This is a genomic window from Halanaerobium praevalens DSM 2228 (assembly GCF_000165465.1).
Classification (GTDB): Bacteria; Bacillota; Halanaerobiia; order Halanaerobiales; family Halanaerobiaceae; genus Halanaerobium; species Halanaerobium praevalens.
Genome location: NC_017455.1, coordinates 1506196 through 1531752 on the forward strand (window position 1 = coordinate 1506196; position 25557 = coordinate 1531752).

27 protein-coding genes and 1 pseudogene are annotated in these 25557 nt (G+C 28.6%); 3 read left to right on the forward strand and 25 right to left on the reverse strand.

Annotated elements, in window-relative coordinates:
• Positions 1-4: 4 nt before the first annotated feature.
• The 7 genes and pseudogenes from pepT to HPRAE_RS11185 all read right to left on the reverse strand — a co-directional run bounded on the left by pepT (position 5) and on the right by HPRAE_RS11185 (position 5816).
• Positions 5-1237, reverse strand: a complete 1233-nt coding sequence (gene pepT / locus HPRAE_RS06975; protein WP_014553522.1) for a peptidase T — start codon at positions 1235-1237, stop codon at positions 5-7.
• A 16-nt stretch (positions 1238-1253) separates the two neighbouring features.
• Positions 1254-2795, reverse strand: coding sequence for a YfcC family protein (locus tag HPRAE_RS06980; RefSeq protein WP_014553523.1), 1542 nt, complete (start codon positions 2793-2795; stop codon positions 1254-1256).
• A 385-nt stretch (positions 2796-3180) separates the two neighbouring features.
• Entirely contained in the window at positions 3181-3726 is a 546-nt protein-coding gene (locus tag HPRAE_RS06985) for a DUF924 family protein (protein WP_014553524.1), read from the reverse strand.
• 91 nt (positions 3727-3817) lie between these two features.
• Positions 3818-4078 (reverse strand): hypothetical protein, encoded by a 261-nt coding sequence (locus tag HPRAE_RS06990; RefSeq protein WP_014553525.1) that lies wholly within the window; start codon positions 4076-4078, stop codon positions 3818-3820.
• Between the two features lie 270 nt (positions 4079-4348).
• Positions 4349-4474: pseudogene (locus HPRAE_RS11125) on the reverse strand (NUDIX domain-containing protein); the annotation flags it as partial.
• 207 nt (positions 4475-4681) lie between these two features.
• A complete protein-coding gene (locus HPRAE_RS06995) occupies positions 4682-5413 on the reverse strand; it encodes a Fic family protein (RefSeq protein WP_014553527.1) in 732 nt (243 codons plus the stop codon).
• A gap of 265 nt (positions 5414-5678) precedes the next feature.
• A complete protein-coding gene (locus tag HPRAE_RS11185) occupies positions 5679-5816 on the reverse strand; it encodes a hypothetical protein (RefSeq protein WP_169307637.1) in 138 nt (45 codons plus the stop codon).
• Positions 5817-5953: 137 nt separating this feature from the next.
• On the opposite strand from HPRAE_RS11185, the gene HPRAE_RS07005 reads away from it, so the two are divergent.
• A protein-coding gene (locus HPRAE_RS07005; RefSeq protein WP_148220544.1) for an IS3 family transposase occupies positions 5954-7125 on the forward strand; the annotation gives its coding sequence in 2 pieces (ribosomal slippage) (positions 5954-6212 and positions 6212-7125; 1173 coding nt in all).
• A 15-nt stretch (positions 7126-7140) separates the two neighbouring features.
• On the opposite strand, the gene HPRAE_RS07010 is transcribed toward HPRAE_RS07005, so the two are convergent.
• From HPRAE_RS07010 to HPRAE_RS11255, 12 genes are all read right to left on the reverse strand, one after another.
• A complete protein-coding gene (locus tag HPRAE_RS07010) occupies positions 7141-7518 on the reverse strand; it encodes a hypothetical protein (protein ID WP_014553528.1) in 378 nt (125 codons plus the stop codon).
• 261 nt (positions 7519-7779) lie between these two features.
• Positions 7780-8289: a DUF4427 domain-containing protein gene (locus HPRAE_RS07015; protein ID WP_041606983.1), complete on the reverse strand. Its 510-nt coding sequence runs from the start codon at positions 8287-8289 to the stop codon at positions 7780-7782.
• Positions 8270-8848, reverse strand: a complete 579-nt coding sequence (locus HPRAE_RS10925; RefSeq protein ID WP_050756000.1) for a hypothetical protein — start codon at positions 8846-8848, stop codon at positions 8270-8272. Before HPRAE_RS10925 ends, HPRAE_RS07015 begins: the two co-directional genes overlap by 20 nt.
• Before the next feature lie 97 nt (positions 8849-8945).
• The gene (locus tag HPRAE_RS11190) at positions 8946-9107 is read right to left on the reverse strand and encodes a hypothetical protein (protein WP_169307639.1); all 162 of its coding nucleotides are present in this window, start codon (positions 9105-9107) and stop codon (positions 8946-8948) included.
• A 335-nt stretch (positions 9108-9442) separates the two neighbouring features.
• On the reverse strand, positions 9443-10129 hold the full coding sequence (locus HPRAE_RS07025; protein WP_041606984.1) for a hypothetical protein: 687 nt from the start codon (positions 10127-10129) through the stop codon (positions 9443-9445).
• 242 nt (positions 10130-10371) lie between these two features.
• Positions 10372-11115, reverse strand: a complete 744-nt coding sequence (locus HPRAE_RS07030; RefSeq protein WP_014553529.1) for a class I SAM-dependent methyltransferase — start codon at positions 11113-11115, stop codon at positions 10372-10374.
• Positions 11116-11794: 679 nt separating this feature from the next.
• Complete coding sequence (locus tag HPRAE_RS07035; RefSeq protein ID WP_148220549.1) at positions 11795-12520, reverse strand: hypothetical protein; 726 nt, start codon at positions 12518-12520, stop codon at positions 11795-11797.
• Positions 12521-12800: 280 nt separating this feature from the next.
• Complete coding sequence (locus HPRAE_RS07040) at positions 12801-13571, reverse strand: N-acetyltransferase (RefSeq protein ID WP_014553531.1); 771 nt, start codon at positions 13569-13571, stop codon at positions 12801-12803.
• Between the two features lie 44 nt (positions 13572-13615).
• Positions 13616-13879: a zinc ribbon domain-containing protein gene (locus HPRAE_RS07045; protein ID WP_014553532.1), complete on the reverse strand. Its 264-nt coding sequence runs from the start codon at positions 13877-13879 to the stop codon at positions 13616-13618.
• Positions 13880-13953: 74 nt separating this feature from the next.
• A complete protein-coding gene (locus HPRAE_RS07050) occupies positions 13954-14886 on the reverse strand; it encodes a helix-turn-helix transcriptional regulator (protein WP_014553533.1) in 933 nt (310 codons plus the stop codon).
• Between the two features lie 302 nt (positions 14887-15188).
• Positions 15189-15809, reverse strand: a complete 621-nt coding sequence (locus tag HPRAE_RS07055) for a hypothetical protein (protein ID WP_218915745.1) — start codon at positions 15807-15809, stop codon at positions 15189-15191.
• Positions 15799-16032 (reverse strand): restriction endonuclease, encoded by a 234-nt coding sequence (locus HPRAE_RS11255; protein ID WP_218915746.1) that lies wholly within the window; start codon positions 16030-16032, stop codon positions 15799-15801. Before HPRAE_RS11255 ends, HPRAE_RS07055 begins: the two co-directional genes overlap by 11 nt.
• Positions 16033-16366: 334 nt before the next feature.
• On the opposite strand from HPRAE_RS11255, the gene HPRAE_RS07060 reads away from it, so the two are divergent.
• Both HPRAE_RS07060 and HPRAE_RS07065 read left to right on the forward strand, forming a co-directional pair.
• Positions 16367-16702 carry a type II toxin-antitoxin system RelE/ParE family toxin gene (locus HPRAE_RS07060; protein ID WP_014553244.1) on the forward strand — a complete coding sequence of 112 codons (336 nt, stop codon included), beginning with the start codon at positions 16367-16369 and terminating at the stop codon, positions 16700-16702.
• Positions 16703-16712: 10 nt separating this feature from the next.
• Complete coding sequence (locus HPRAE_RS07065) at positions 16713-16991, forward strand: helix-turn-helix transcriptional regulator (RefSeq protein WP_014553245.1); 279 nt, start codon at positions 16713-16715, stop codon at positions 16989-16991.
• Positions 16992-17212: 221 nt separating this feature from the next.
• On the opposite strand, the gene HPRAE_RS07070 is transcribed toward HPRAE_RS07065, so the two are convergent.
• The 6 genes from HPRAE_RS07070 to HPRAE_RS07095 all read right to left on the reverse strand — a co-directional run bounded on the left by HPRAE_RS07070 (position 17213) and on the right by HPRAE_RS07095 (position 24146).
• Positions 17213-18337 carry a hypothetical protein gene (locus HPRAE_RS07070; protein ID WP_014553534.1) on the reverse strand — a complete coding sequence of 375 codons (1125 nt, stop codon included), beginning with the start codon at positions 18335-18337 and terminating at the stop codon, positions 17213-17215.
• Positions 18338-19563: 1226 nt separating this feature from the next.
• The gene (locus tag HPRAE_RS07075) at positions 19564-19932 is read right to left on the reverse strand and encodes a hypothetical protein (protein WP_014553535.1); all 369 of its coding nucleotides are present in this window, start codon (positions 19930-19932) and stop codon (positions 19564-19566) included.
• A 2-nt stretch (positions 19933-19934) separates the two neighbouring features.
• Positions 19935-21047, reverse strand: coding sequence for a hypothetical protein (locus HPRAE_RS07080; protein WP_014553536.1), 1113 nt, complete (start codon positions 21045-21047; stop codon positions 19935-19937).
• Positions 21037-21972, reverse strand: coding sequence for an MvdC/MvdD family ATP grasp protein (locus HPRAE_RS07085; protein WP_014553537.1), 936 nt, complete (start codon positions 21970-21972; stop codon positions 21037-21039). Before HPRAE_RS07085 ends, HPRAE_RS07080 begins: the two co-directional genes overlap by 11 nt.
• 702 nt (positions 21973-22674) lie before the next feature.
• Positions 22675-23496: a hypothetical protein gene (locus tag HPRAE_RS07090; protein ID WP_014553538.1), complete on the reverse strand. Its 822-nt coding sequence runs from the start codon at positions 23494-23496 to the stop codon at positions 22675-22677.
• Positions 23497-23513: 17 nt separating this feature from the next.
• Positions 23514-24146, reverse strand: a complete 633-nt coding sequence (locus HPRAE_RS07095) for a hypothetical protein (protein WP_014553539.1) — start codon at positions 24144-24146, stop codon at positions 23514-23516.
• Positions 24147-25557 lie beyond the last annotated feature (1411 nt).

Genomic DNA, 25557 nt, shown 5'->3' on the forward strand with positions numbered 1-25557 from the left:
CTCCCTAATTAAAATCTATGTCTGAACTTTGAACTATATTTTCTGCAATTTTGACTATCAATTTTGAAGCCAGCTCCATGTTTTCTACTGGAATAAACTCAAATCTACCATGAAAATTATAGCCACCAGCAAAAAGGTTAGGAGTTGGAAGGCCCATATAAGAAAGTCTGGCTCCATCTGTTCCTCCTCTTATTGGTTTAATATCTACTTCTATTTCTAAGTCTTCCATTGATTTTTTAGCTAACTCTACTATTTGAAAATGAGGTTTTATCTTTTCTTTCATATTATAATAACTATCTTCTATATTTACCTCTATTCTATTTTCATATTTTTTATTTAAAAAATCAACTATTCTTTGCATTTGTTTTTTCTTGTTTTCAAACTCTGTTAGAGAAAAATCTCTAATTATATATTCTAAACTAGTTTGATCTACATTCCCCTCGATTTCATCAAGTAAATAAAATCCTTCATAGCCCTCTGTATGTTCTGGTACTTTTGCACTTGGTAACATGGAATCTAATTCCATTGCAATTTTAATTGAGTTGACCATTACATTTTTAGCTGTACCAGGATGAACATTTTTACCCTGTATTTTAAGACTAACACTTGCTGCATTAAAGTTTTCATACTGTAATTCACCTAAAGGGCCACCATCTAAAGTATAAGCAAAATCGGCACCAAAACTTTCTAAATCAAAATGATCTGCTCCTCTACCAATTTCTTCATCTGGTGTAAAAGCAACTTTAATAGTTCCATGCTTAATTTCTGGATTTTCTACCAAATATTCCAAAGCAGTTAAAATTTCAGCTATTCCAGCTTTATCATCTGCTCCTAAAAGGGTAGTTCCATCTGTAGTAATTAATTTTTGGCCTTTCAAATTCTTTAATTCTGGAAACTCTTCTACAGTTAAACTATATTTATCATTTAATTTGATATCTCCACCCTTATAGTCTACAAACTTAGGGTTAAGAACTTTACCATCTAAATCAGGACTTGTATCAAGGTGAGCTATAAATCCTATTGTTGGGACTTCCTCTTCTATATTAGCTGCTAAAGAAGCATAAATATATCCTTTTTCAGTTTGAATTATATTTTCCAAACCTAATTCTTTTAATTCTTCTATTAAAATCTTCCCTAGCTTTAGTTGGCCCTTAGTACTTGGTACAGTTTCTGAATTACTATCAGACCTTGTATCCACCGCTATATATTTTTTAAATCTTTCTATGATTTTATTCATCTAAATTATCTCCTTTTTAGACCATTGTTTGAATCACTAACATAATTATAGAAAAAACACCGATTATGCCCATTAAAGGTAAAACAAACTTTAACCATTTATCATAAGTTACTCCTACCATTTCTAAGGTTGCTAATACTAAACCTGTTGGAGTAATAAAGGACATCCAACCTTGACCCCAGTTATAAGCAGTTACTACTATATCTCTAGAAATATTTACAGTATCTGCTAATGGTGCCATAATAGGCATTGAAAGTACAGCTAGACCTGAAGATGAAGGTACAAAGAAACCTAAGAAACTAAATAGTACCATTTGTACACTTGCGAATAAACCTCCACTCATCCCCTCTACTATTGATGAAGTATAAAAAAGTAAGGTATCGGAAATCATTCCATTATCCATTACTATATTGATAGATCTAGCAACTCCAATAATGAGAGCAACTCCGATTAAGTCTGCAGCTCCTTCTACAAATGTATTTACAGCTTTTTTCTCGGAAAAACCTGATAAAAATGCTGTTAAAAAAGCCACTACTAAAAAGAGACCTGACATTTCAGCGAACCAAAATTTTCCAGTGACTACTCCCCAAATCATAACTGGGAATGCTCCTAAAAATACGACTAACATTAACACTCTACGCCAATTAAATCTTTTAACCTCATCTGGATCATAATCTTCTAAAAATCTTTTTTCTATTTTCTCATAGTCTTCATAGACTAAAGAGTTTTGAGGATCTTTTTTAATTTTTTTAGAGTACCAATATATGTATAACAAGGTTATAATCATTGCTAAAATTAAACTAACTAGTCTAAATACTATTCCCTCTGTAAAGGCTATACCGGCTGCATCTGAGGCTATTACAACTGAAAATGGATTAACAGTAGAGAACATTGTTCCAACTGAACTACCTAAATAAATAGCAGCTATTGCCACAATAGCATCATAGCCATTAGCAAGAAAGATAGGCATCAAAATTGGATAAAGAGCTATTGTTTCTTCGGCCAAACCAAAGGTAGTACCTCCAACTGCAATCAAGCCTGAAACTAAAATTACAAGTACAAATTCTTTACCTTCGGTTTTCTTTGAAAGAAATGCTATCCCTGCATCAAAAGCTCCTGACTTATTAATGATCCCTATAATTCCACCAAGAATTAAAACAAAAACCATAATATCTACTGTATCCATTACACCTTCAATGGGAGCCATAATTATATCTAATGGGCCTTGTGGACTTTGCTTTATTTTTTGATAAGTACCTGGAATGGCAATTGGTTTTTTAATACTTCCATCTCTAAACTTGCGTAAATCAATCTTAACATTAAGTTCATCTAACTTTTCTTGGGTAGCTGGAATCATTTCACTTCCACCTGTTGAACTTTTAACTAAAAATGAATCATTTCCTGGTACATATTCTAAGTTTGAGTATAGTCCTGCAGGGACAATATAAGTTAATCCTGCTGCTATTACTAAAATTATAAATAATACTGTAAAAGCCGTGGGAAAGCTAAATTTCTTTTTTGTTTGTTTTTCAGCTGTATTCTTTTTATTATCTGACATTTTCTTCCTCCTAGTTTTTTAGTTAAAATTTTTAATTTAAAATCTAATTTTAGCTAAACTAAATTAAATCCCCCTTCCCATTTAAATACGATTTTAAAAATTAAGGTAGGCATAGTTAAAATAAGCAGAAATAGCCAATACCTCATTTTGCAAATATTCCAAGTATTATTTTATTACTATCTGCTTTACTTGTCAAATAATAGAAAATATTATATTAAGTTAACTTTACTGTGATAAAAAAGGAAAAACATGATCTGAAATTAACAAGCTTTAATAATTCTCTTTTTTATCTTATATTTTTAAATTGAAAATTATAATCCAGTATATTTTTAGTTTTATTTTTAAACATAGATTGACAGCAATTTAATTTATTATAATAAAAATATCAAAAAGATGAGCCTGGCTGAGAAAGAAATTCAATTTCTTCTGCAGTAGATTTTCTTCCAAGTATTTCATTACGATGGGGATATCGTCCGAACCTTTCTATTATCTGCTTGTGCTTTATTTCGTATTTAAAATTTTCTTCCATTCCAGGCTCATTGAAAAGTTTAACTGCCGTTTCATGTATTTTTAAAGATTCACTATGCATAAAGGGCATATAAAAAAAACTACGTTTTAAAGTTTCTACTTTTTTAGGGAAACCCTTGCTCAGAGCTTCTTGTGCTAAAACTAAAGCACCAAGGTCATTCTTAAATGCAGCTGGTTTTCCTCGATAAATATTGCGAGAAAACTGATCCAATATAATTATTTCTGCTAGGCTTCCTGCTGGGGTTTGCCGCCAAGCCTCAAGTTCTCCATTAGCTGCAGCCTCATGAATCTCACCAAATTGTTTATAAATCCTATAATCAAGCTCTTCAGATGAAATAAACCACTGTTTTGGCTTTAATTCTTCAAACCAAAATTTAATTATTTCACTACTTTTATTATTCATTTTTTACCTCCTTTAAATTTAACTAAAGCTAATCAAATAAAAGCTTTCAATAATAATTTCATATTCGACTAGCCTTAATTATTTATCATATTTAGTTTTTAAAAAAACTAATAAGAATGATAAAAATAATAATTGAAAAATAAGATATAAGTAATATCCAACTTTCAATTGATTTTAAAGTCACCCACATAAAACCATATTCAACATGTTTTCCAGTACTTTCAAAACCAGGAATATTAAGAACTGGAAAAGCTGCTAGACCTATAATCATTGAGATAAAAGGGACAGTAGTTAATGCAGTTATTGCACCGCCACTGACTAAACTAATCATTATTTTTAATATAATTTTCATTTTTAATCTCTCCTTCCTTAATAATTATATTTTACTAGTAATCATGAGATTATTATTTTATATAAGACTTTAGAGATTAAAAATTTTCTTATTGATAGATTAAATTATACTTTAATTTTAATAAGCTTGATTTACTTAATTACTTTTTATAATTTTATTTGTTTATAACTTTGATCGTATTTCCAGTTATCCTTATTATTTATGAATTAATAATTGAAATTAAATTCAACTAAATTATTTTGAATGAAAGAGAGGTAAAAATAGTTAAACTTCTCCTAATTCAATATGTCCACCAGGAATTATATATTGATTATTCCATTTATGAGATTTACAGAGGAGTATTTTATTGTCTGGATTAAAAATAATAGCCCCAACAGTTGGTTCAGGATATTTCATTACTTTTTCTCCTTTCTTTTTCTTAAAAGATTACTTTAATTTCAGACACATGTCACATAACGTCCCTGGGCTTCGCGACGTTCCGCTCCCCTTTTAACCTACATTTTAACTGCTAATTTCATAAGTCATCTCTAATCCCACTTCTAATCAATAAGCTCAATGTCGCTAACTCCATGTTATGTGAAGTCAGAATATATTTTAAATTATTTAATTGATTATTTCTAGATATATATCTAAACTTCTGTTTACAGATTCAGATACTAAATCAATAAAATCATTATAATCTCCAGTCGTATGTGCTTTATCTAAGCTTTCATAGTATTTAACCCTATCTTCATTTTTAATTATTATTATTGGAAAACCAGCTTTTATTAATTCGAAATTTAATAAAATTCTAGCTGTTCGGCCATTTCCGTCAATAAATGGATGTATTTTAACAAAATCAGTGTGTAATTTGGCGGCTCTTTCTATAGTATGAAGAGTTGAACCTTTATCATAATACCAATTAATTAGTTCTTCCATTTGATTATGAATAAAAACTGGTGCAGGAGGTACATGCTCAGCTCCACTTATTACTACTTTCTCATTTCTATATTTACCTGCGTTTTCATCATCTATTCCTTTAAGTATTAGGTAATGTATATTTTTTATTTGTCTTTCTGATAATTTTTCATTTTTATTAATTATGTCTTCCATGTAATTAATAGCTTCTTTATGATTTACAACCTCTAAATGTTCTTTTAATGTTTTTCCCCCTATAGTAATACCATCTTCTAATACTACTTTTGTTTCTGATAAGGTTAAAGTATTACCTTCGATTGCATTCGAATTGTAGGTCCATTCTAAAAAAAGTTTTTCTCTTAAGCTTTTTAATGTGTTTTTAGGCAGTGGTCTCTTTTCTTCAATCTTTTTCTTTTTTTCATCAAGAATATCAAACATAATCAAGCTCCTTTCTTTAACTGAAAAACAAAAAATTAGATTCTATTTACATTATACCATTATATAGAGCTCCTATTAAGTAAAGATTCTTTAATTAATTTTTTAAGATTTATATTCTGATTTCACATAACGTACCAGGGGTTTAAGAAGTTCTTAAATTTTAGGACGACGCCCTTAATGAAGGAATTTGGACGCAACGACAGTGGAATCTTAAACCCCATGTTAGGCAATGGATCATGGCCCACATACTATACTGCCATAAAATTTATATTTGTTTTTTATTGTTTTTTAAATGCCTTAGAATAACCAAAACATTCTTTAAACAATTTTCTTCCAACATATCCATAAAAATTATTATACTTATATCTGTAATATTCATTCCAATAACTAACCATTCTATCATAACCTCTACAAATTGCTTGATTATTCTCCAAACAAAACTTTTTAAATAATTCTGTATCTTGATTCTTTAATTTTGACCCTCCCCCAATTTGTAGGACACTGAGTTAAGATATATAATAAACTCAGGAGGTGCCCAAAATGGGAAAAAGAAGAAGTTACACTGAAGAATTCAAAAGAGATGCTGTTGAACTTAGCATAAATTCAAATAAGACAGTACAAGAAATAGCTGATGATCTAGGAATAAATTACGGTAATTTAACCCGCTGGCGTAAAGAATATAGAGATAGTGGTGAACATGCTTTTCCTGGTAATGGAAAGCAAAAACTAACACCTGAACAACAAAAAATAAAAGAGCTTGAAGATGAACTTAGAGAAACTAAATTAGAGCGTGATATATTAAAAAAAGCAGTGGGCATCTTTTCGAAAAAACCGAAGTAATATACGGTTTTATCCGGGACCACAGAGATCAATTTCCTGTGACGAAAATGTGCCAGGTATTAGCAGTTTCCCGGTCAGGTTTCTATGATTGGCTAGATAGAGAACCCAGTCAAAGAGAAATTGAAAATAAGAAACTGAAACTAGAAATAGCTAAAATATACTGGCAGCATAGCGGCCGCTATGGAAGTCCAAGAATACATCGTCAGCTGGTAAAAGAAGGCCATAACTGTAATATAAAAAGAGTTGTGAGACTTATGCAAGTAATGGGTCTTAAGGCAATTCAGAAAAAGAAATTTAAAAAGACAACAGATTCAAATCACAATTTACCGCTAAAAGAAAATTTGCTTAATAGAAATTTTGATGTATCTAAGCCAAACAAAGTTTGGGCTTCAGATATTACATATATACCGACAGCTGAAGGCTGGCTCTACCTGGCTGTAGTAATAGATCTTTATTCACGAAAAGTGGTTGGCTGGTCAATTAATAAAAGAATGACCAGGCAGCTTGTAATAAATGCTTTGGAAATGGGAATTAAAAATAGAAATCATAAAAAAGGTTTGATCTTTCATTCTGATAGAGGCAGCCAGTATGCAAGTCATGATTTTCAGAAAGAGCTATGGAAAAATGGAATAAGATCTTCAATGAGCCGCAAAGGAGACTGCTGGGATAATGCAGTAGCAGAAAGTTTCTTCTCCACAATAAAAACAGAATTAATTTATCAAAAAGATTACAAAACTAGACAACAAGCAAGACAGGATATTTTCGAATATATAGCTGTTTATTACAACAGAATCAGAATGCATTCAACTTTAAATTATAAAAGTCCAGAAGACTACGAAAACGAGAGAAAACTATCTAAACTATGTGTCTAATTTAATGGGGGAACCTCATTTATTATAAATTGTTTCTAATATTTCTATAACATATTCATCACATAACTTTATAATATAAGGGATTGTCCAAACTGCATAATTCATATTAAGCAACAACTCAATATGCTTTTGGCGAACAAAACCATCACAATTTCTTGAATAAATACAATGTAATATCATTTTTTGGGTTATACTTAATTCTTCTATATTATCATCTGGAATATCATCAAAATACATTCGATATGGAAATTCAATTAAATGACCATTTTGATAATATTTAATAATTTCTTCTGTTGTACCTATACTAACATCATTATAAGTTTTGGTAGGAATCTGTTTGATTACTTTATACAAGTCTTCTCTTAAATTGACTGGAAATCCATCTTGAAACAATATAATAACCCCCATCATTTAAATTGTTTAAATGGTATAACGATACTCGCTTCATCTTAATTACAGTAAAAGATACACCATCTAACATGGTCTTTCTCCTAACGTACCACAGCTTCGCGACGTCCCCGCTAATACTTTAACTTCTGATTAAATTACAATCTTACATAAGTTAGCTCAACTTTCATTTATACTCTCAAACTGGGATGTCGCTAAGGTGTTGTTAGGCGATGTACAAATTTGATCTTTAGTATTAATATATAGCTAAAAATCTTTTTTTTCATGAGCAAAATTACATTCTATGTCATTAGGTTCTGTATAGAATGGAACATCATTAATATCGATTTCATTTATATTTCTAACTCCATGTTTCAATACTGAATAATAAGTAAATTCTACTCTAAAAATTTCAGATAAATCTTCTGCTATTTGTTTGGCTAAATGTTCATTTAACTTTAAATCATTAAACTGATTACAAATTGGAAGATTAACTAAATAACGCCCCCATTTAGTAAACTTTATATAATTTAATTTTACCAATATTCTTGAAATCTTATTTCTATTTGATCTTAAACAAGGAAATGATATTCCAGTGCCTTCTCTTTGTGTTATTTTAGGAAAAGATATATTTTGATATTTATTAAATAATTTATTTAATTTACCTTTTACTCTTTCTATATCTAAAGATGATAAATTAAAATATGGATTTAGATTAAGTCTATGATCTTCAATTAATTTATTTAACTCTGATTTTTTATGTATTAATATTCTCATTTACATCTGGTAATAATAAAATGTATGAATACAAATCTTGATCTATTTTTTTACTATCTACAAGCCACAAAATATCTCTTACTATCTTTTCAGCTTGTTTCTCATTTTTTACTAATATCCCTACTCCTTTTAAATTCGTTTTATCTAAATTAAGACCATAATCTTCAATCCGTTCCATTTCCCGTTTGTCAAGTAATTCTTCCATTTCTTCATCTATTTCAGTAGATTCAAAATAATACTCATCGATACCATAATTAATGTAATCATAATTAGCCCATCTCCATTCTCTCTCATGAGTCCAATCAATAGGATATGGTTTTCTAGATAAATTAAAAGATATATATCTATACATTTCTTTTGAATGAAATAAATTAGGATCAAGTAATCTGTGTCCACCTTCGTCAAAATAATCCCTACAAGATATACTAGTCCCATAAACAACTGGTCTAGCCCCTAAGTCAAACATTTGTTTTTTAGAAAAAATCAGTGCATAAGAACTAATTTTCTCTCCTCTTTTTAGTCTGTTAAAACTACTTTTTATAAAATCAGCTAATGGCATATCTGTAAAACAAACAGCAGGATACTTACCATATATTGTAGGTTTTCTGTTTCTATAAGACCAAGTAGATAAAATTTGACTTTTTCTTATAATTCTTCTAAGTATAAAAAAAAGGAGATATTACATCACCTCCCAATTCTTCATCAAACCCAAATTCTTTAGGAAACATTTCAGACATATGTAAATCATCACCTGATAAATTTATACTTCTAACAAAATGAATTAAGTAATCTGATAAATCATATCTTTCCAATACCATAATATTATCACTCCTAATTGATTTGTATGTCGCCTAACGTTACTGGGATTTAAGAAGTTCATGAGGCTCAGGGCGACTGCCCTTGCCGAATGAATTTGCATGGAGCGAAGCGGAATCTTCAATCCCATGTTAGACGACGTAGTAAAAATTATTATAACTATTTATTTTCAATCAAACCTAGTTCTTCAGAAATATCTTTTGTTAATTTTGCAAATGCTTTTTTATTATAATTTTTTTCATCAATGTAATTATCTACAATCATTCTTATGATGTCTTCTTTACTATTAAAAAGTTCTCCATAATATTGTTCATATAAATCATTAATTCTTGTATTGTTATATATTATTGATTTTTTTTATTAATTCAGCTATATGATTTTTATGTGAATTATACAATTCTTTAATTTTAAAAATTTCTGCATTATTTTTAGCTTTTCTAATTAAGTCTTTATCTGATTCCTTTTTTATACTTTCCTTAAAATTAATTTCAAATTGTTCAGAATCCCCATAAAAGAAATCTAAATCATATTTTAGGTCTTCATTATTTGTCTTTTGATTTTCTTTAATTTTGATTGTAAATTTCAAATTATCTCCAAACCCACTTTCATATGGATGTAAATTTTTTTTATATTTAAATTCTTTTGACCCCTTTAGATTTGAATTGCATACATGACAACTTGGAATTAAATTATAAAATGATAATGCAAAGTATGGATGACGCTTTTTATCAAAAAAATGATCTAATTCTGCTCTTACTTTACCGCTAGAAGAATAATAAGTAGTAATATATTGTCGATTACAATATGGGCATACATTTAAATTTAGTTCTTTAGTAAGTTGGTAAGCTCTCCACCTATTAGGTTTATTTTTTTTAGGACCTAGTCTACTAAATTTATCATAATCAAATATTTTATTTAATTCTCTATTTATAGTAGAATTTTTCTTTTTTATTTTTTTTCTTATCTTTGGAAATTTATTATTGATTTTATTAATAAATTTATTTAAAACATCAGGTCTCCCCATAATTACATCTCTTATATTACTTATAAGATAAGAATAAAATCTTTTTTCTACATTATTATCTTTTCCCTTTTTTGCTGATGTTTAATCATTATTGCACATAACGTTACTGGGATTTGCGCTCGTGCCTGGTTCCGCCAGGAACTGGCGTAAAGCTTGCTTTTTCATATTCATGATTGGTTAACCTGCAAGCTTTATGACAGAAGGCATGACGCTAATCCCATGTTATACGCTGTAGCACAGCTTTACTTTTGTACTATCCAGAATCGGCACTCAGTTGAAAACTCTTTAACTTCTTTATTTTCTTTAAATAGATCTTCTCTATAAAAATCTTCTATTAGCTTCCAGCCTGTTTCTTCTAAACATTCTATTATCTCTTCTCGGTTTGGAAAATGTATAAATAAATCTCTATCATCATTATCCGATGGCAGGATCTTATCGCCATATTCATAAGTTCTTTTATCCTGTTTGCCTTCTTTCCAGGTCTTTTCTTCTTTTTCCCAGAACTCCTTAAAGTTCTCGTTATTTTCGCGATCATGAGTTGTAAAAATAAAAATACCATTTTCGGTCAAAACTCTTTTTATTTCTTTTAATGCTTTAATTCTATTTTTTCTCTCTGGTATCTGCATCAATCCATTAAATGAGAACAATGCTTGATCAAAAGAATTATCTTCAAAGTTTAAGTCAGTTGCATCTCCAACTATAAATTCAATTTCAGTCTTTTTTTCTTTATTTATTGTTTTAGCTGCAGATATCATTTCTGGAGTTAAATCTAAACCTATGATATTTTTATAACCCATTTCATAAAGGTTAAATGTTGTTCTTCCTGCTCCACAACCCACATCTAATATTGATTTATTCTTATCAAAATACTTATTGATTACATATTTTTCTGATTCCCATAATCCAATATTTTCAATGGCATTACTATAGTTTTCTATAGCCTTTTCAAAAGATTTTTTAACAAAGTTCTTGGTTATTTTCTGCATATTATCCCCCAGATTCAGTTAGTGTTTATGTAAAAGAAGCTCTTGCTGTGCTATTGCGTATAACGTCCTGAGCATTTGCGACGTGGCTGTCCTTGCTCTCTAAGGTTGGCGCATCTCTTGCCTTTCCTCTTCATTTTTAGCTTAAACAACTGCAAGAGATGTGACAAAAGCCATGTCCCGAAGGGCGACGGCCGTTTTAAAGAAATATTTTAGACTAAGTCAGCGCCAATGCTCTGGTATATGCTGTAATAACTTGCCGCGTTAAAAACTATTCCCTACTTAAATTTACTGACTTCTGAAATTAACTTTTAACCAGCAAAAAAGTTCATAAATTCTGTACTATATTAAATCTTCACGAAGTGCGTGAAGATCGAACAGTGACTAATTTACTCTCTGATATATGTAAATAACTTTGTAAATTATAATCGCCCAAGTCTATTGTTAAAACCACTGAAAACTTACAATTACTATTTCCTTCATTTGCAGGAGTAAATCCATGCCAGTTAGCGATGATCCAACCCTATCTCTTCTCTCTTTTTGCTGATGTTCAGTTATTATTGCATATAACGTCCCTGGGATTTAAGAAGTTTATGAGGACTGCCCTTGCCGAATAAATTTGCATGGAGCGCAGCGGAATCTTTAATCCCATGTTATGTGAAGTCGGTTTTTTTAAAAAAATCTATAAGTCACTAAAAGGATGTTTTGAAATATAGTTCATCATTCGGTTTAAAGATTCATTAATTGTAAATGCACCACCTTCATAATCAAACATTGTTGCAGTTATTTCTTTTAAAAAACCTGACTTTTCAATTCTTGTTAATAAAAATATTAGATCTTGTTCATCAATATGTAATTCTTCCATAACTTTTTCTTTAGCATTTATTCTATTGGATTTTTGTAAATCATTTTCTTCATTATCAAGATTATTATCTTTTTTGTAACAATTATAAAAGATATAAATAACTTTAACTTCAAGAGGAGATAATGATTCTAATGAATATATATATTCTTCAGGCCTAAATTCTCCATTATTCTTAACAGATATTATATTAGTTAAAATCATTACATTCATAATAATTTTTTCTCGACTTCGAGTTTTTATTGTTGAATCTATCGCACTGTTAAACATATCATGAAATTCTTCTGTTTCTGTCCATTTTAATTTTTCATTAAACTCTTTTTCATCCAGACGGTTTTCGATTATTTTTAATGATTTATAAAATAATATCAAAAACATATGCATTCTTTTTTCTTTATATTTTGTACCAATTCTTGCTATGACTCCATCTATTATTGGTCCCACAATAGGTATAAGTTCAACAATTGATCTTATAAGATCATCATCAGAATAAATTGAGGGAAGATTTTCCTCTGAAACTAAATCTTCAAATTCTTTCTCTGACATATTTAAAATATTTTCTTTCAAAATTATTCCTCCAAACTTTTTATAATAATACTTATTTTCTTAACCGATTTCACATAACGTATCCGTATTGCCGAAGTCCATCAACCCTTAGATAGCTCCTATCTTGGGTTGATGGATTTGGGTGCAGTGACGAAGGAACGAAACCGGCAATATATTGTTATATGATGTTGCACGCGGGCTATAGTAGCTAGATTTATATCTAAATAATTTTATAACTTCATCATTTTTTGTCTAATTTCTTTTGGTGTATAGATTTCTTTTATTTAATAACTTTCCCTACAATCTTATCAAATCTACTATCCATGCAGACACTAATATCAGTTGTAATAAATTTACCTTTATAAAAAAGACTAAATATTGTAGCTGGAGTGGGAGCATTTTTTGCTTCTTTCATTGTTTCAAGTTTTATTGTTTTTATTTTTAAATTTCTTTTTTCAGCTGTTTCAGTCAAAGATTTCTTGACATGATATTCTGAATAAGGACAACGATTAGTATAATAAGCTACATATCCCTCTTTTTCAGAACACTCTCCACTTTTCACTGTTTCTCTAAACTTTGGGTTGTTAGCTTTTTTAGAAAAATCTAATGAAATTAGAATGAACCCGGAAGTGATTTCATCACATACTTCAAATCCCTGTTTAAGTAGCCATTTGCTATCACTCATAAAATGAAATTTTTTCTTGCCAACAACAGTAACTAAACCATCTCTTCCCTGTTTTTTAGCATCCGTAATTGTTTGCTGTAGCAGGGCTTTTCCATGTCCACTTTTTTTATATTTACCAGAAACCCAAAAACAGCCAATATGCATATAATTTGGAGCAATAATCGGTACCCAGGCTTTTTCTGCCGGTCCATATTCTATAAATACTTTTGCTCGTTCATCTAATCGCAAAAAAGTATACCCATTATCAAATTGCTCCTCTAACCACTGTTTTTTTAGTTCATAACTTTCCGAACATTTTTTGTCCGAAAAAGCACAGCAAATATGTTCATTTTCAATATTATTTTGATCAAGTTTAATATACCCCATTTTTTTACCCCCATCTTCTTATTTAAGTCACCAATCATTAACTATTATTTTTTCCATCTCTCTAGTTTTGGAATACTCCGAGTAAATATCCAAGCAATAATTTTTGGCATTCCTTGTTCTTTCATTTTTTCAATACAGAATGATTGCATTTTTTGTGGAGTATCAATTTCAGGACTTGTAAATTCACCATTTTGATAGCAATAAGAACAGTATTTCTTACTTTTTGAACGGTTTTTTTCAGTTCCTCCTTTTTGAGGATCATTACTCATTGGCATACCACAGCTCTGACAATATTTGTAGTCTTTCATTTTTGTCACCACCTTTAACAATTAGTTGTTAACTATATTATAAGGGAAGAAACCTGACAACACTATGTCAGGTATTATTTATAAACATCAAAAACTCTTTTTCCTTGCTCTTTAATTATTTTTCGCAAATAAAATGGCTCTAATATCTCTATTTTATCACCAAAACTCAAAATAAAACTATAAAGCCATTCATCCTCTGTAAAACTCACCTTAACTAATAAAGTTCCATCTTCTTCAAATATAATATCATCTTCATTAAAATATTCCTCTATCTGCAACTTAACTTCAGGCTTAAATCTCATAACTAAGTTAATTGTTTTTCGTTTACTTTGTATGTTTTCTGTCAAAAAACTTTCTTCAAACTCCCTATCTTTTCTCTTAAACTTTTCCTTTAAAATCTTTAGTTCCTTTATTCGATATATTTTAAAGAATCTATAATCCGCTCTTAATCTGCAATAGCCATAAAGATACCAGGAATTCCCCCTTAAAACTAAAGTCATTGCTTCAACTATTCTTGTCGTACTTACTCCTTTTAAATCTGTATAAGAAAAATTTAAAAGTATATTTTTATCTATAGCTTTTTCTATCAAATCAATCTTATTTTTCTCTATATTATTAATTCCCCAAGGATTAAAATCAATAAAATATTTCTTGTTCTTCTCCATCCTTTCTTTTTCAAAATCAGGAATTAACACTTTTATTTTTTCTTTAATATCTTTAAATTCTCTTTTATTAAGTGTTGTATTTAACCCTTCTAAAGCAACTAAAATAGAATTCATTTCGTCACAATTTAAAATCTGCTTATCAATCTTATAATTATCAATAATACTATATCCGCCATTAGAACCCTGATAAGAAATAATAGGAACGCCAGCCTGGTTAATAGCTTCTAAATCACGATAAATAGTCCTTACTGATACCTCAAAATAATCTGCTAGCTCTTTAGCAGTGACTTTTTTGCGATTCATTAAATACATTACTATCGCTAATAACCTATATAATTTCAATTTTTATTCCTCCATTAAAATATATTAGTTCATTATCAAATATTAAATTTCATTTATATAAAATTAGTGTGCAATGTCATATAACGTTACTGGGATTTGCGCTTGTGCCTGGTTCCGTAGGAACTGGCGTAAAGCTTGCCTTTTCATATCCGTAATTGGTTAGCTTGAAAGCTTTATGACAGAAGGCATGACGCCAATCCCATGTTATCGGAAGTTTATTTATTCTTATAATAAACCATAGCCAAATAAATCTTTTACTCTTTCTCTTTCCTTTTCAGTCATTTCTCTTAATACCTTTTGTCCTATTGCTGTAAAAAAATGTTTAATTTTTCATCTGTAACATCAGTAATAATATTAGTATTATCCTTATAAATATTCATGATACCAAATAGATATCTTAAATATACTGTAGGTTTAATTATATCACCAATATCTTCCCAAGAGCTTGTAAAACCAGAATCAACATAATTTTTTTCTAATTTTCTATCGCATTCACCCTTACAAGCCCAATATATATCTTTATAAATAGTTTTTTCTATTTCTGAATCTTCATTACGTTCAACTTTTTTTACAAAAACTATATTGCTTCCATATTGGTTATTATATAAATCAGGAAGTAGATCTTTACCACAAACACTACACTCTAAAGGTAAATATTCATCTACTATTAGATGTAAGGGTTTGATTTCTTTATAGTTTTCAGGTAAATACCTCATTAAAAGTTTTGAAAACCCTATTCTAATTAAATAGTTTTCAATAAGTTTATGATCAAATATTTTATAGTCTTTAATATTTTTATTATTTTTTAGATCAAATAAACGCTTATTTAAATTAGAAGATGCTATAGTAGAATAAAAGCCAATAAAACCATCTGCTTTAAAACTTCTTACCCGTTCCAAAATATTTTGTTCATTACTTTTCATTTACTGCTCTATTACTATTAGCAAAGTTTTTACAACTAACTAACCATTTGAATTTATATTTACCTAAATTGCCTGATATTTCTTCAGATACAAGTATATCTTTTCCATGATCATTTCCTCTATCTGGAGTTGATTCTATATAAAAACCTACTTCTTGAAGAAAATCTCGAGCAAATAACTCCCATACTTCTCCATCTGGATCCAATTCACTAAAATCAATCATATATTATGCACCTCATTTTAAATAAATTTCCGATAACGTCCCTGGGATTTGCGCTCGTGACTGGTTCCGTAGGAACTGGCGTAAAGCTTGCGTTTTCATACCCGTAATTGGTTAAATTGCAAGCTTTATGACAGAAGTCATGACGCCAATCCCATGTTATATGATGCCGTAGCTTTATCTATTAATTTATCAATTATTAACTTACTTCATGCAAAAGAAAAAAATCCCTGCATTTATACAGTAAATGTTTTTATATAAACTTAATTTTAAATTTTTACTTCCTTTTATAACATATATGTGATATAATAAATTTAGAAATTGGAGTGAATAGATTATGTATAAAATTAAGTATTATGCAAAAAATAATAAATCTCCAGTAATTGAATTTATTAAAAAACAGTCAGCTAAAGAAAAAGCTAAAATTCTAAGAGAAATAGAACTTCTAGAAGAATTTGGTCTATTCCTTGGTATGCCCCATCTTAAAAAGTTAAAAGGATATGATGATCTCTGGGAATTACGAATAAAGCATAGTTCTAATATATTTAGGGTTTTCTTTTTAAATTATCAGGATGGTATCTTCGTTCTTTTGCATATCTTTAAGAAGAAATCTAATAAAACTCCACAGAGAGAAATAGATATTGCGCTTAACAGACTTAATTCTATCAAGTGAGGTGAAAAAAATGGAACTTATAGATCATAAAGAACTTAAAAATGAACTTTTTGAATCTGAAAAAATTAAGGAAGAATATGAAAAACTGAATGTTATGTATGAAATCAAAAAACAAATAATTAGGTATAGAATTGAAAATAATTTAACTCAGAAAGAATTAGCAGATAGAATAGGAACTAAACAGTCTGCTATTTCCAGACTAGAAAATGACGATTATAATCCGAGTGTTGAATTTCTTGATAAAGTTGCTCACGCATTTGGTAAAAAACTTGAAATCAGATTTAATTAACAGTGCTGAAAGTTTTGTAGCACTGTTTTTTTATTTGACAAGTTTTTAGTTATTAAAGCTTTTGCTACGGTTTCATATAACGTTCCTGGGATTTGCGCTTGTGCCTGATTCCGTAGGAACTGGCGTAAAGCTTGCTTTTTCATATCCATATTGGTTAGCCTGCAAGCTTTATGACAGAAGGCATGACGCCAATCCCATGTTAGCCGAAGTTAGTTATGGATCTAATCTAAATCTTCTTTAATTATATTTTGGCTAAAATATAAATTATCTGTTTTATCTTTTTGTATTTGATTTTTAATAATATATTCTATTTCTTTATCTGATTTCTCAAGGCTGAAAAAAACTATACACATATTTTTTCCATAATCTAAGTACTTTTGCAGATTAATTTTATAAACATATCTACTTTGTACGTTATTTAATAAAAAAGCTTCTTTTAATAAAAAATTCTCAAATCCTTTCTCTTCTTTTGGTTTTTGTTTAACTGTTATATTTGACATTAAAAAATCATCTTTATTAATAGTTATCTCAGTATTTTCTTTTTTATCTTTTTCTTGTGTAAAGTGTATAAAAGTCTCCTCTGGAATTTTGTTGTTATAAGTTATCTCTAAAAATTCATCACTAAATTCTAAGATAATATTTCCATCAAATACATCTTGCATTAAGAAAACCCCGAAGTAAAAAACATAAACAGATAATAATAAGCAAAGTACAGTATATAAAATTAAATACCACTTATTTTTTAATACATCACTTGTTATATTAGTAATTGATTTTATAAATTTCTTCTTGTTGCAAATTAATATTATTAAAATAATAATTATTGTTGATATTAAGATAATAATATTGAAGTATGTAAATAAATTATAAATAACAAATAAAATTAATATGGTTAAATTTAATATTATATATAGTTTAAAGACATTAAAAATTTCTATGAATTTTTCTTCAGCTTTTATTATTTTTTCTTTGTTTTTATTATCGTGGTTTAAAACTAAACCAGTTAATTCATAATAACAATATTGTAATAATAAATATAATAAAATAAAACCAGAAGTAATAATAGTTGAAGTAATAATATGTTCAATACTAAACCCACTTTTTACATAAAATCTTTGTCGAAATATTTTCATTAAAAAAACAGATATATTTTTGTATATTACCCAAAAACCACCAAATGTTGTTATAACTAAAACTAACCTTGATAGTCGCTTATTATAAGTTAGTACTTCTTCTTTTGACATTATTATAACTCCTTCGTAACTAATTTCGGCTAACGTCCCTGGGATTTGCGCTTGTGCCTGATTCCTTAGGAACTGGCGTAAAGCTTGCTTTTTCATATCCATATTGGTTAGCCTGCAAGCTTTATGACAGAAGGCATGGCGCTAATCCCATGTTATATGATGTAATAATTTGCTGCGTAAAAAGTTACTCACTACTTCAACTTACTGAATTCTGATATTAACTCTTAACCAGCAAATAAATTCATGAATTCTATACTATATGAAATCTTCACGAAGTGCGTGAAGATTAAACAGTGACTAATTTACCTTCTGATATATGTAAATAATTATATAAATTATAATCGCCCAAGTCTATTGTTAAAGCCACTTGAAACCTGCAATTAGTATTTTCTTCATTTGCAGGAGTTATTTCATATCAGTTAGAGGTGCCCCAACCCTTCTTTTATCTCTTTCTCTTATTTGTTGATGTTTAATTATTATTTCATATAACGTCCCGAGCATTTGCGACGTGGCTGTCCTCCGGTTGGCACATCTCTTGCTATTAATCTGCATTTTAAGTTTAAGCAGCTGCAAGAGATGTGACAAAAGCCATGTCCCGAAGGGCGACGGCCGTTTTACTGCCAAATTTATAACTAAGTCAGCGCCAATGCTCTGTTATGTGCTGTAATAATTTACTGCGTTAAAAGTTACTCACTACTTCAACTTACTGAATGCTGATTTTAACTCTTAACCAGCAGATAAGTTCATTAACTCTTTATTATATTAAATCTTCACGAAGTGCGTGAAGATCAAACAGTGACTAATTTACTCTCTGATATATGTAAATATCTTTGTAAATTATAATCATCCAAGTTAATTGTTAAAACCACTGAAAACTAGCAATTATTATTTTCTTCATTTGCAGGAGTTAATCCATATCAGTTAGCGATGAACCAACCCTATCACTTCTCTCTTTTTTGCTGATGTTCAATTATTATTGCACATAACGTCCCTGGGATTTGCGCTCGTGCCTGTTTCCACAGGAACTGGCGTAAAGCTTGCATCAATGTTTCTTGCTGCCTATATTGCAAGCTTTATGACAGAAGGCATGACGCCAATCCCATGTTATGTGATGTTCTCCCTTATTATTTAATTTAATAATTAAATAATATAAATATTAGAAGATATATCTTTATAAATTAATATATACTATAAATAATCAGGTTTTATTTTAATAAACTTTATACTTAATATTTTTGTTTTCTCTATAAATTATTAATATATTCAATTGTTTTTCATTAACAAATTTTAGTCTAATAAATTATATTTTTATAATCCATGTTTCAATTTTAAATATTCAATTCATCTGGATCACTTGTCTCAATTTTAGCAGTTTTTTTAGTTCCAAAAAATAAGCTAACCTCGTCCTCATCGTCATTTTCAATTGTTTCACTATATAAAGTTGACTCGAGGCATTTAAATTCATCTTCATCATCATTTTCAACATTTTCAGTAAGCGCTGTTGTCTCAAAACATTTAAACTCATCCTCATCCTCATTTTCAACAGATTTAGTTAGTCTAGTAGAACTTGAAAAATATTCCTTAATTACTTTTCTTTCATCAATAAAAGATACTTGTTCTTTTTTATTATAAGCAAATCTTTTAGTCTTATTAAAATTTTTTTCTTTTATATAATTAGCTATATAAGGCTTTTTCATTTCTATTTCCCCTCTCTATATATTGGTATTATATTAATAAATTTTTCTTTAGTCTCTAAACTTGAATCTAAAATTGTTTGTGTTATTTTAATATTATTAACATTATATAATTTTATAGTATTAATTATATCATTATATTTTTCACTATTCGCATCTCCTCCTTTTAATATAATTATTTCTTTTATCTCATTTTTAAGTAAATTTTTTTGTAAATTATTTATTCTAATTAAACTACTATTAAATTTCCTTTGATCATTTTTAGATAAGTCTATTAGTACCCTATTATTAATATAACCTTTATTTTCATTTATGGTACCAGTATAAAACACAAATAAATTATGGCAAATTATTAGTAAAAAAGCAAAAAAGAGAGCTTGTTTTATATAAGTTTCAATATTTAAAACATAAGTAACAAAAATACGAGCTTCTTCTTTTTTACAATACCAGTCCTTATAAAAACTACGAGCCATTTTTATTAGTAATTTTTTCTTTTCTTTAATTTCTTTAACTTCTTTTAAAATAAATCTTGAAAAACTATTAACTTTCAAAATATTATATAATAAAATTGTAACATTCATTAAATTATAAAATATAACAAAAGCAAATATATAATATAGTGAGCTTCCCCAATTAGAAAAATTCAACAATGTTGGAATTGATATAGTAAATAATCCTAACAAAATAACTATATATGTATTTACTTTATTATAGCTTTTATCCTTTCTCTTATTTTCTTCCTCTAATTTATATTTTAATATTTCTATTTTTTTGTTGATATTTTCACTATCTTCTTCTTCAATTAGTTTTTCAAATTCGTCTGCTTTTCCTTCCACTTCTTTTTCTATTTTTTCTTTATGTTTTCTCAAATTCATAAAATATAAAATATCACTTAACTTTTTAACATTGAAAAAATTAAACCCTTCTTCTTGGTGGTATGTTAATATATATATTTTTATTATTCCTAAAGATATAACAAATAAAGAAATACGCAACTTTAAATAATATTCTTTTTTCTTCTTTTTTTTCATTGTACCAAAATTACTATCATCAGCAACATTTAATATTGGTGACTTTGATAGTAATCTTAATAAATAATATAAAATATTATTCCACATTTTTATCACCTGCTAAAAAATTAATTATCGCGTTGGAAATATCTAAATTTAATTCATCTTCTAGCCAAGCCCATTGACCGTTAGCATTTATTTCTAAAAAAATATATTTTCCATCACTTACTATAAAATCAAATGCTCCGTAATTCAGATTAAAAATTTTCATAAATTCTAAACATTTTCTTTTAATATTATTTGGTAAACAAACAAATGAATATTTAATATCATCTGATTTTCTCCAATCTATATCATCATCTGTTTCTATTTTAATTGAATAAAATTTCTTATTAACAACTGTAACTCTTAATTCATAATCTTTAGTAATATAGCTTTGAAAATAAGCAGGAGATAATTCTAATCCATCAAACTCTATATTTTTATTAACTAAATTAGTTTGTATTATTCCAATTTTATCTCTACCAGTTTTATCTTTATAATTAATCTTACCTACTGAAATTGGCTTAACTATAGCCTTACTCTTTTTAATAAATTCATCAGCAAATACATTAGAATTAGTAATAAGTGATTGAGGTATATTAAACCCAACTTTTTTAGCAGCTTTTAATTGTATAATTTTATTATCTGCTCTTTTCAATATTATTGGTTTAGTTAAACATTTACCTTCAAAAGAATTTACTATACCTTCAATTAAAGTTAATATTTCTTTATACATCATTCTATGATATTTCTTAGGATAAAAGCTAATATCAGGTAGCACAGGTTTCCTATAATAAATACTAAGAGTTTCATTTTCACTTATTTTATAAAAATCATTACTTATTTTCCAACCATCATTATATACTTTAATATTATAGTCATCCAATTTGTCAGTATTTAGTCTAAAAAAATTGAGATTATCATTAAATTTATCTATAATATAATCAACTGTTAAATCATAAGAACTAGTTATTACTAATATTTTTTCCATATGTTTCACCTCACAATATTATGTTATTGCCATTTATTTAATTATTACTAAGTAAAAGTTAAATAAATTTTCTCTTTTCAAATCTGAATAATTTTTATATTTTGGGGAGAATGTCACATAACGTTACCGGGATTTGCGCTCGTGCCTGATTCCGTTAGGAACTGGCGTAAAGCTTGCTTTTTCGTATCCGTAATTAGTTAAATTGCAAGCTTTATGACAGAAGGCATGGCGCCAATCCCATGTTATGTGCTGTACTAACTTAGCTGCGCTAAAAAAGTTTAATTTTTCTTCAACCGGCTAATCACTGATATTACCTCTTAACCAGCAAGTACTTCGTAAATTATGTACTATATTAAGTCTTCACGAAGTGCGTGAAGATCAAACAGTGACTAATTTACCTTCTGATATATGTAGATATCTTTGTGGATTATAATCCTTCAAGTTCATTGTTAAAGCCACTGGAGACCTGCAGTTATTATTTACTTCATTTGCAGGAGTTAATATATCTCAGTTAGCGGTGCCCCAACCTTTCTCTTATCTTTTTCCCTTATTTGCCGATATTTAAGTTAGTATTGCACATAACGTTCCTGGGATTTGCGCTCGTGCCTGGTTCCGTAGGAACTGGCGTAAAGCTTGCTTTTCCATATCCGTGATTGGTTAATCTGCAAGCTTTATGACAGAAGGCATGACGCCAATCTCATGTTATCCGACGTTTTGTAGACTTTCGTATAACATAATAGCTGTTAATATTAGCATTATTGCTGTCATACTCATCATTGAAATTTGAATCCACATATTTCTTTTTGATAGCTTATCACTAATTATTGCTGATATTAAATTAGAATTCGAATATAAAGATTTTTTAACATTTATATATTGATTTTCCAGCAATGCTAAGTTATCAATTATTAAATTAAATATATCTTTAAATAAATTATCTTCATTATTTTTTTGATGATCCCAGTTAGGAATAAATTCAAAAATATCATCTTCAAAGGGAATAGTATCTATCTTTTTATACCGCTCAAATTCTTTTATAAAATATGGTATGTTGCTTTCTAATTTAATAAAATCTTTTTTAATATTTTTTATTTTTTCAATTGCAATTGAACTATCTAGAAAATTAACTTTTGCTATTTCATCTCTCAGTTTTGATAAATGATATTTATATGTATTTAATAAAGTATAAAATACCCATATTATTAATGTGTGATCTATATATCTTAAGTAATTTGTAAGGCCAAATTTATTTTTGCCACCATAAAAACGTATATTTTCTATTGAAGAAAAAAGATTTTTAACATTTCCTGTTAGCATAATATTTGAATTGATATTATTTTTATCTGGTAATAATTTAAGATATAAGCCAGGCAATTCATTGCATACCCATGAATTACTATTAACATCTAAATCTAATATATTTAAATAATTTCCATAATCAAATTTCTTGTCATTAAATGGCTCTTCCTTAGTTAAAGTTATAAAATCACATGTAGGTAAATCGTAATTAATTTCAGAAAACATTCCAGGAAAATTAATTTTTATCCAATTAAAACACTTATTATGTATTTCTCTTTTAATATCTTTAACTTTTTTCTTTTTTGGTTAATAGGAGTTACGTACTGATATGTTTTATTTCTTTTTTTGATATAAGTTTTATAATTCTCTGAGATTGATTTTTGAAGTCTTGTTTCTTCATTATCATCTAATACGAATTGATAAGATAAAACAGTAATGCTAGGGATATATTGATGTATTTTTAGATAAATTTTTGAAATACCATCAGGCAATTCCATAGAACAAGTATGTGGTTGATCATTATTAAAAGGTACTAGTAAACCTATATTTATCCATCTAGTTGAAGACCCCTGTCTGCTATTTCTTATTATATTAATTAAATCTTTTTGATTAGACTTATTATAAAAAACATCTATTTTGTTACTTTTTATCCCATTTATTAAATTTTCTATGTAATTTGGTGTATATGCTTCATAAATCCAAATACTTTTCATACTTATTTCTTCATCATCAGGTGGAGTAGAAACTAAATTTTTTTCAGGATCTTCTTCATTATGATAATATGTAAGACCTTCTTTAACTTTTTCAGGTATATCATTTTCCTTTTTTAAGTTTTCATCAATAAAATCATTAACTTTTTTTAAAATATTTTTCATTGCAAACCTCCTCAAAATGTCGGATAACGTCCCGAGCATTTGCGACGTGGCTGTCCTGTTCTTTAGGTTGGCGCATCTCTTGCTATTCATCTGCATTTTTGACTTGAATTGCTGCAAGAGATGTGACAAAAGCCATGTCCCGAAGGGCACGGATATTTCACAGCCACATATCATACCCAGTTAGCGCTAATGCTCTGTTATGTGCTGTAATAACTTGCCTCATTAAAATTTGTACTCAACTTCAACTTACTGAATTCTGATATTAATTCTTAACCAGCTCAAAAAGTTCATTAACCCTTTACTATATTAATTCTTCATGAAGTTCGTGAAGATCTAACAGTGACTAATTTACTTTTTGCTATATGTAAAAACCTTTGTAAATAGTAATTTCCCAAATTTATTGTTAACATCTACTAAAAAATATTACTTAATATTTCCTTAATGGAGAAAGTTAATGAATTATAGTTAGCGATATCCAAACCTTATCTTTTATCTTTTTAGCCGATTTTTAGTTATTATTGCATATAACGATTCTGGGATTCGCGGTGTGCCCGGTGTCCACAGACCTGGAGCAAAGTTAGCTATCATATCCACAATTGTTTAAGTGCTGACTTTGTGCCAGAGGGCATGCCGTTAATCCCATGTTATCTGTCTGTTATGACAATATCGACTCTACTGCTTATCATTTATCTTCAAACTCCGAACCTCTATCTTCTTTTTTGCCACGGGCTTCCCGCAAAAAACCTTAACCATCAGTCGGAAGTTTTGAAGATAATGCTATAACCTATCATAAGATTGATCATGATCTTCCTCAGAGCACCAGGCTGAGATAAAAACTCTGCAGTTTCTATTTATCTTCCCCGAAGAAAGCTTAAAAATATCATCCACCGATGACCAAAAACCCTTCTCTTGGTCTTATTAGCTGCAGTGACATTGTCATAATGTCAGATAACGTCCCTGGGATTTGCGCTCGTGACTGGTTCCGTCAGGAACTGGCGTAAAGCTTGCTTTTTCATACCCGATCCAGGTTAAATTGCAAGCTTTATGACAGAAGTCATGACGCCAATCCCATGTTATACGCTGTAATGATTTGCTGCGTAAAAGTTATTCCCTTCTTCAACTTACTGACTTTTGATATTAACTCTTACCCAGCAAAAAAGTTCATAAATTCTGTACTATATTACATCTTCACGAAGTGCGTGAAGATTGAACAGTGACTAATTTTCTTTCTGATATATGTAAATAATTTTGTAAATTATAATTCTCCAAGTTCATTGTTAAAGCCACTTGAAACCTGCAATTATTATTTTCTTCATTTGCAGGAGTTAGTTCATGCCAGTTAGCGATGATCCAACCCTTCTCTTATCTTTTTCTCTTATTTGCTGATGTTTAATCATTATTGCGTATAACG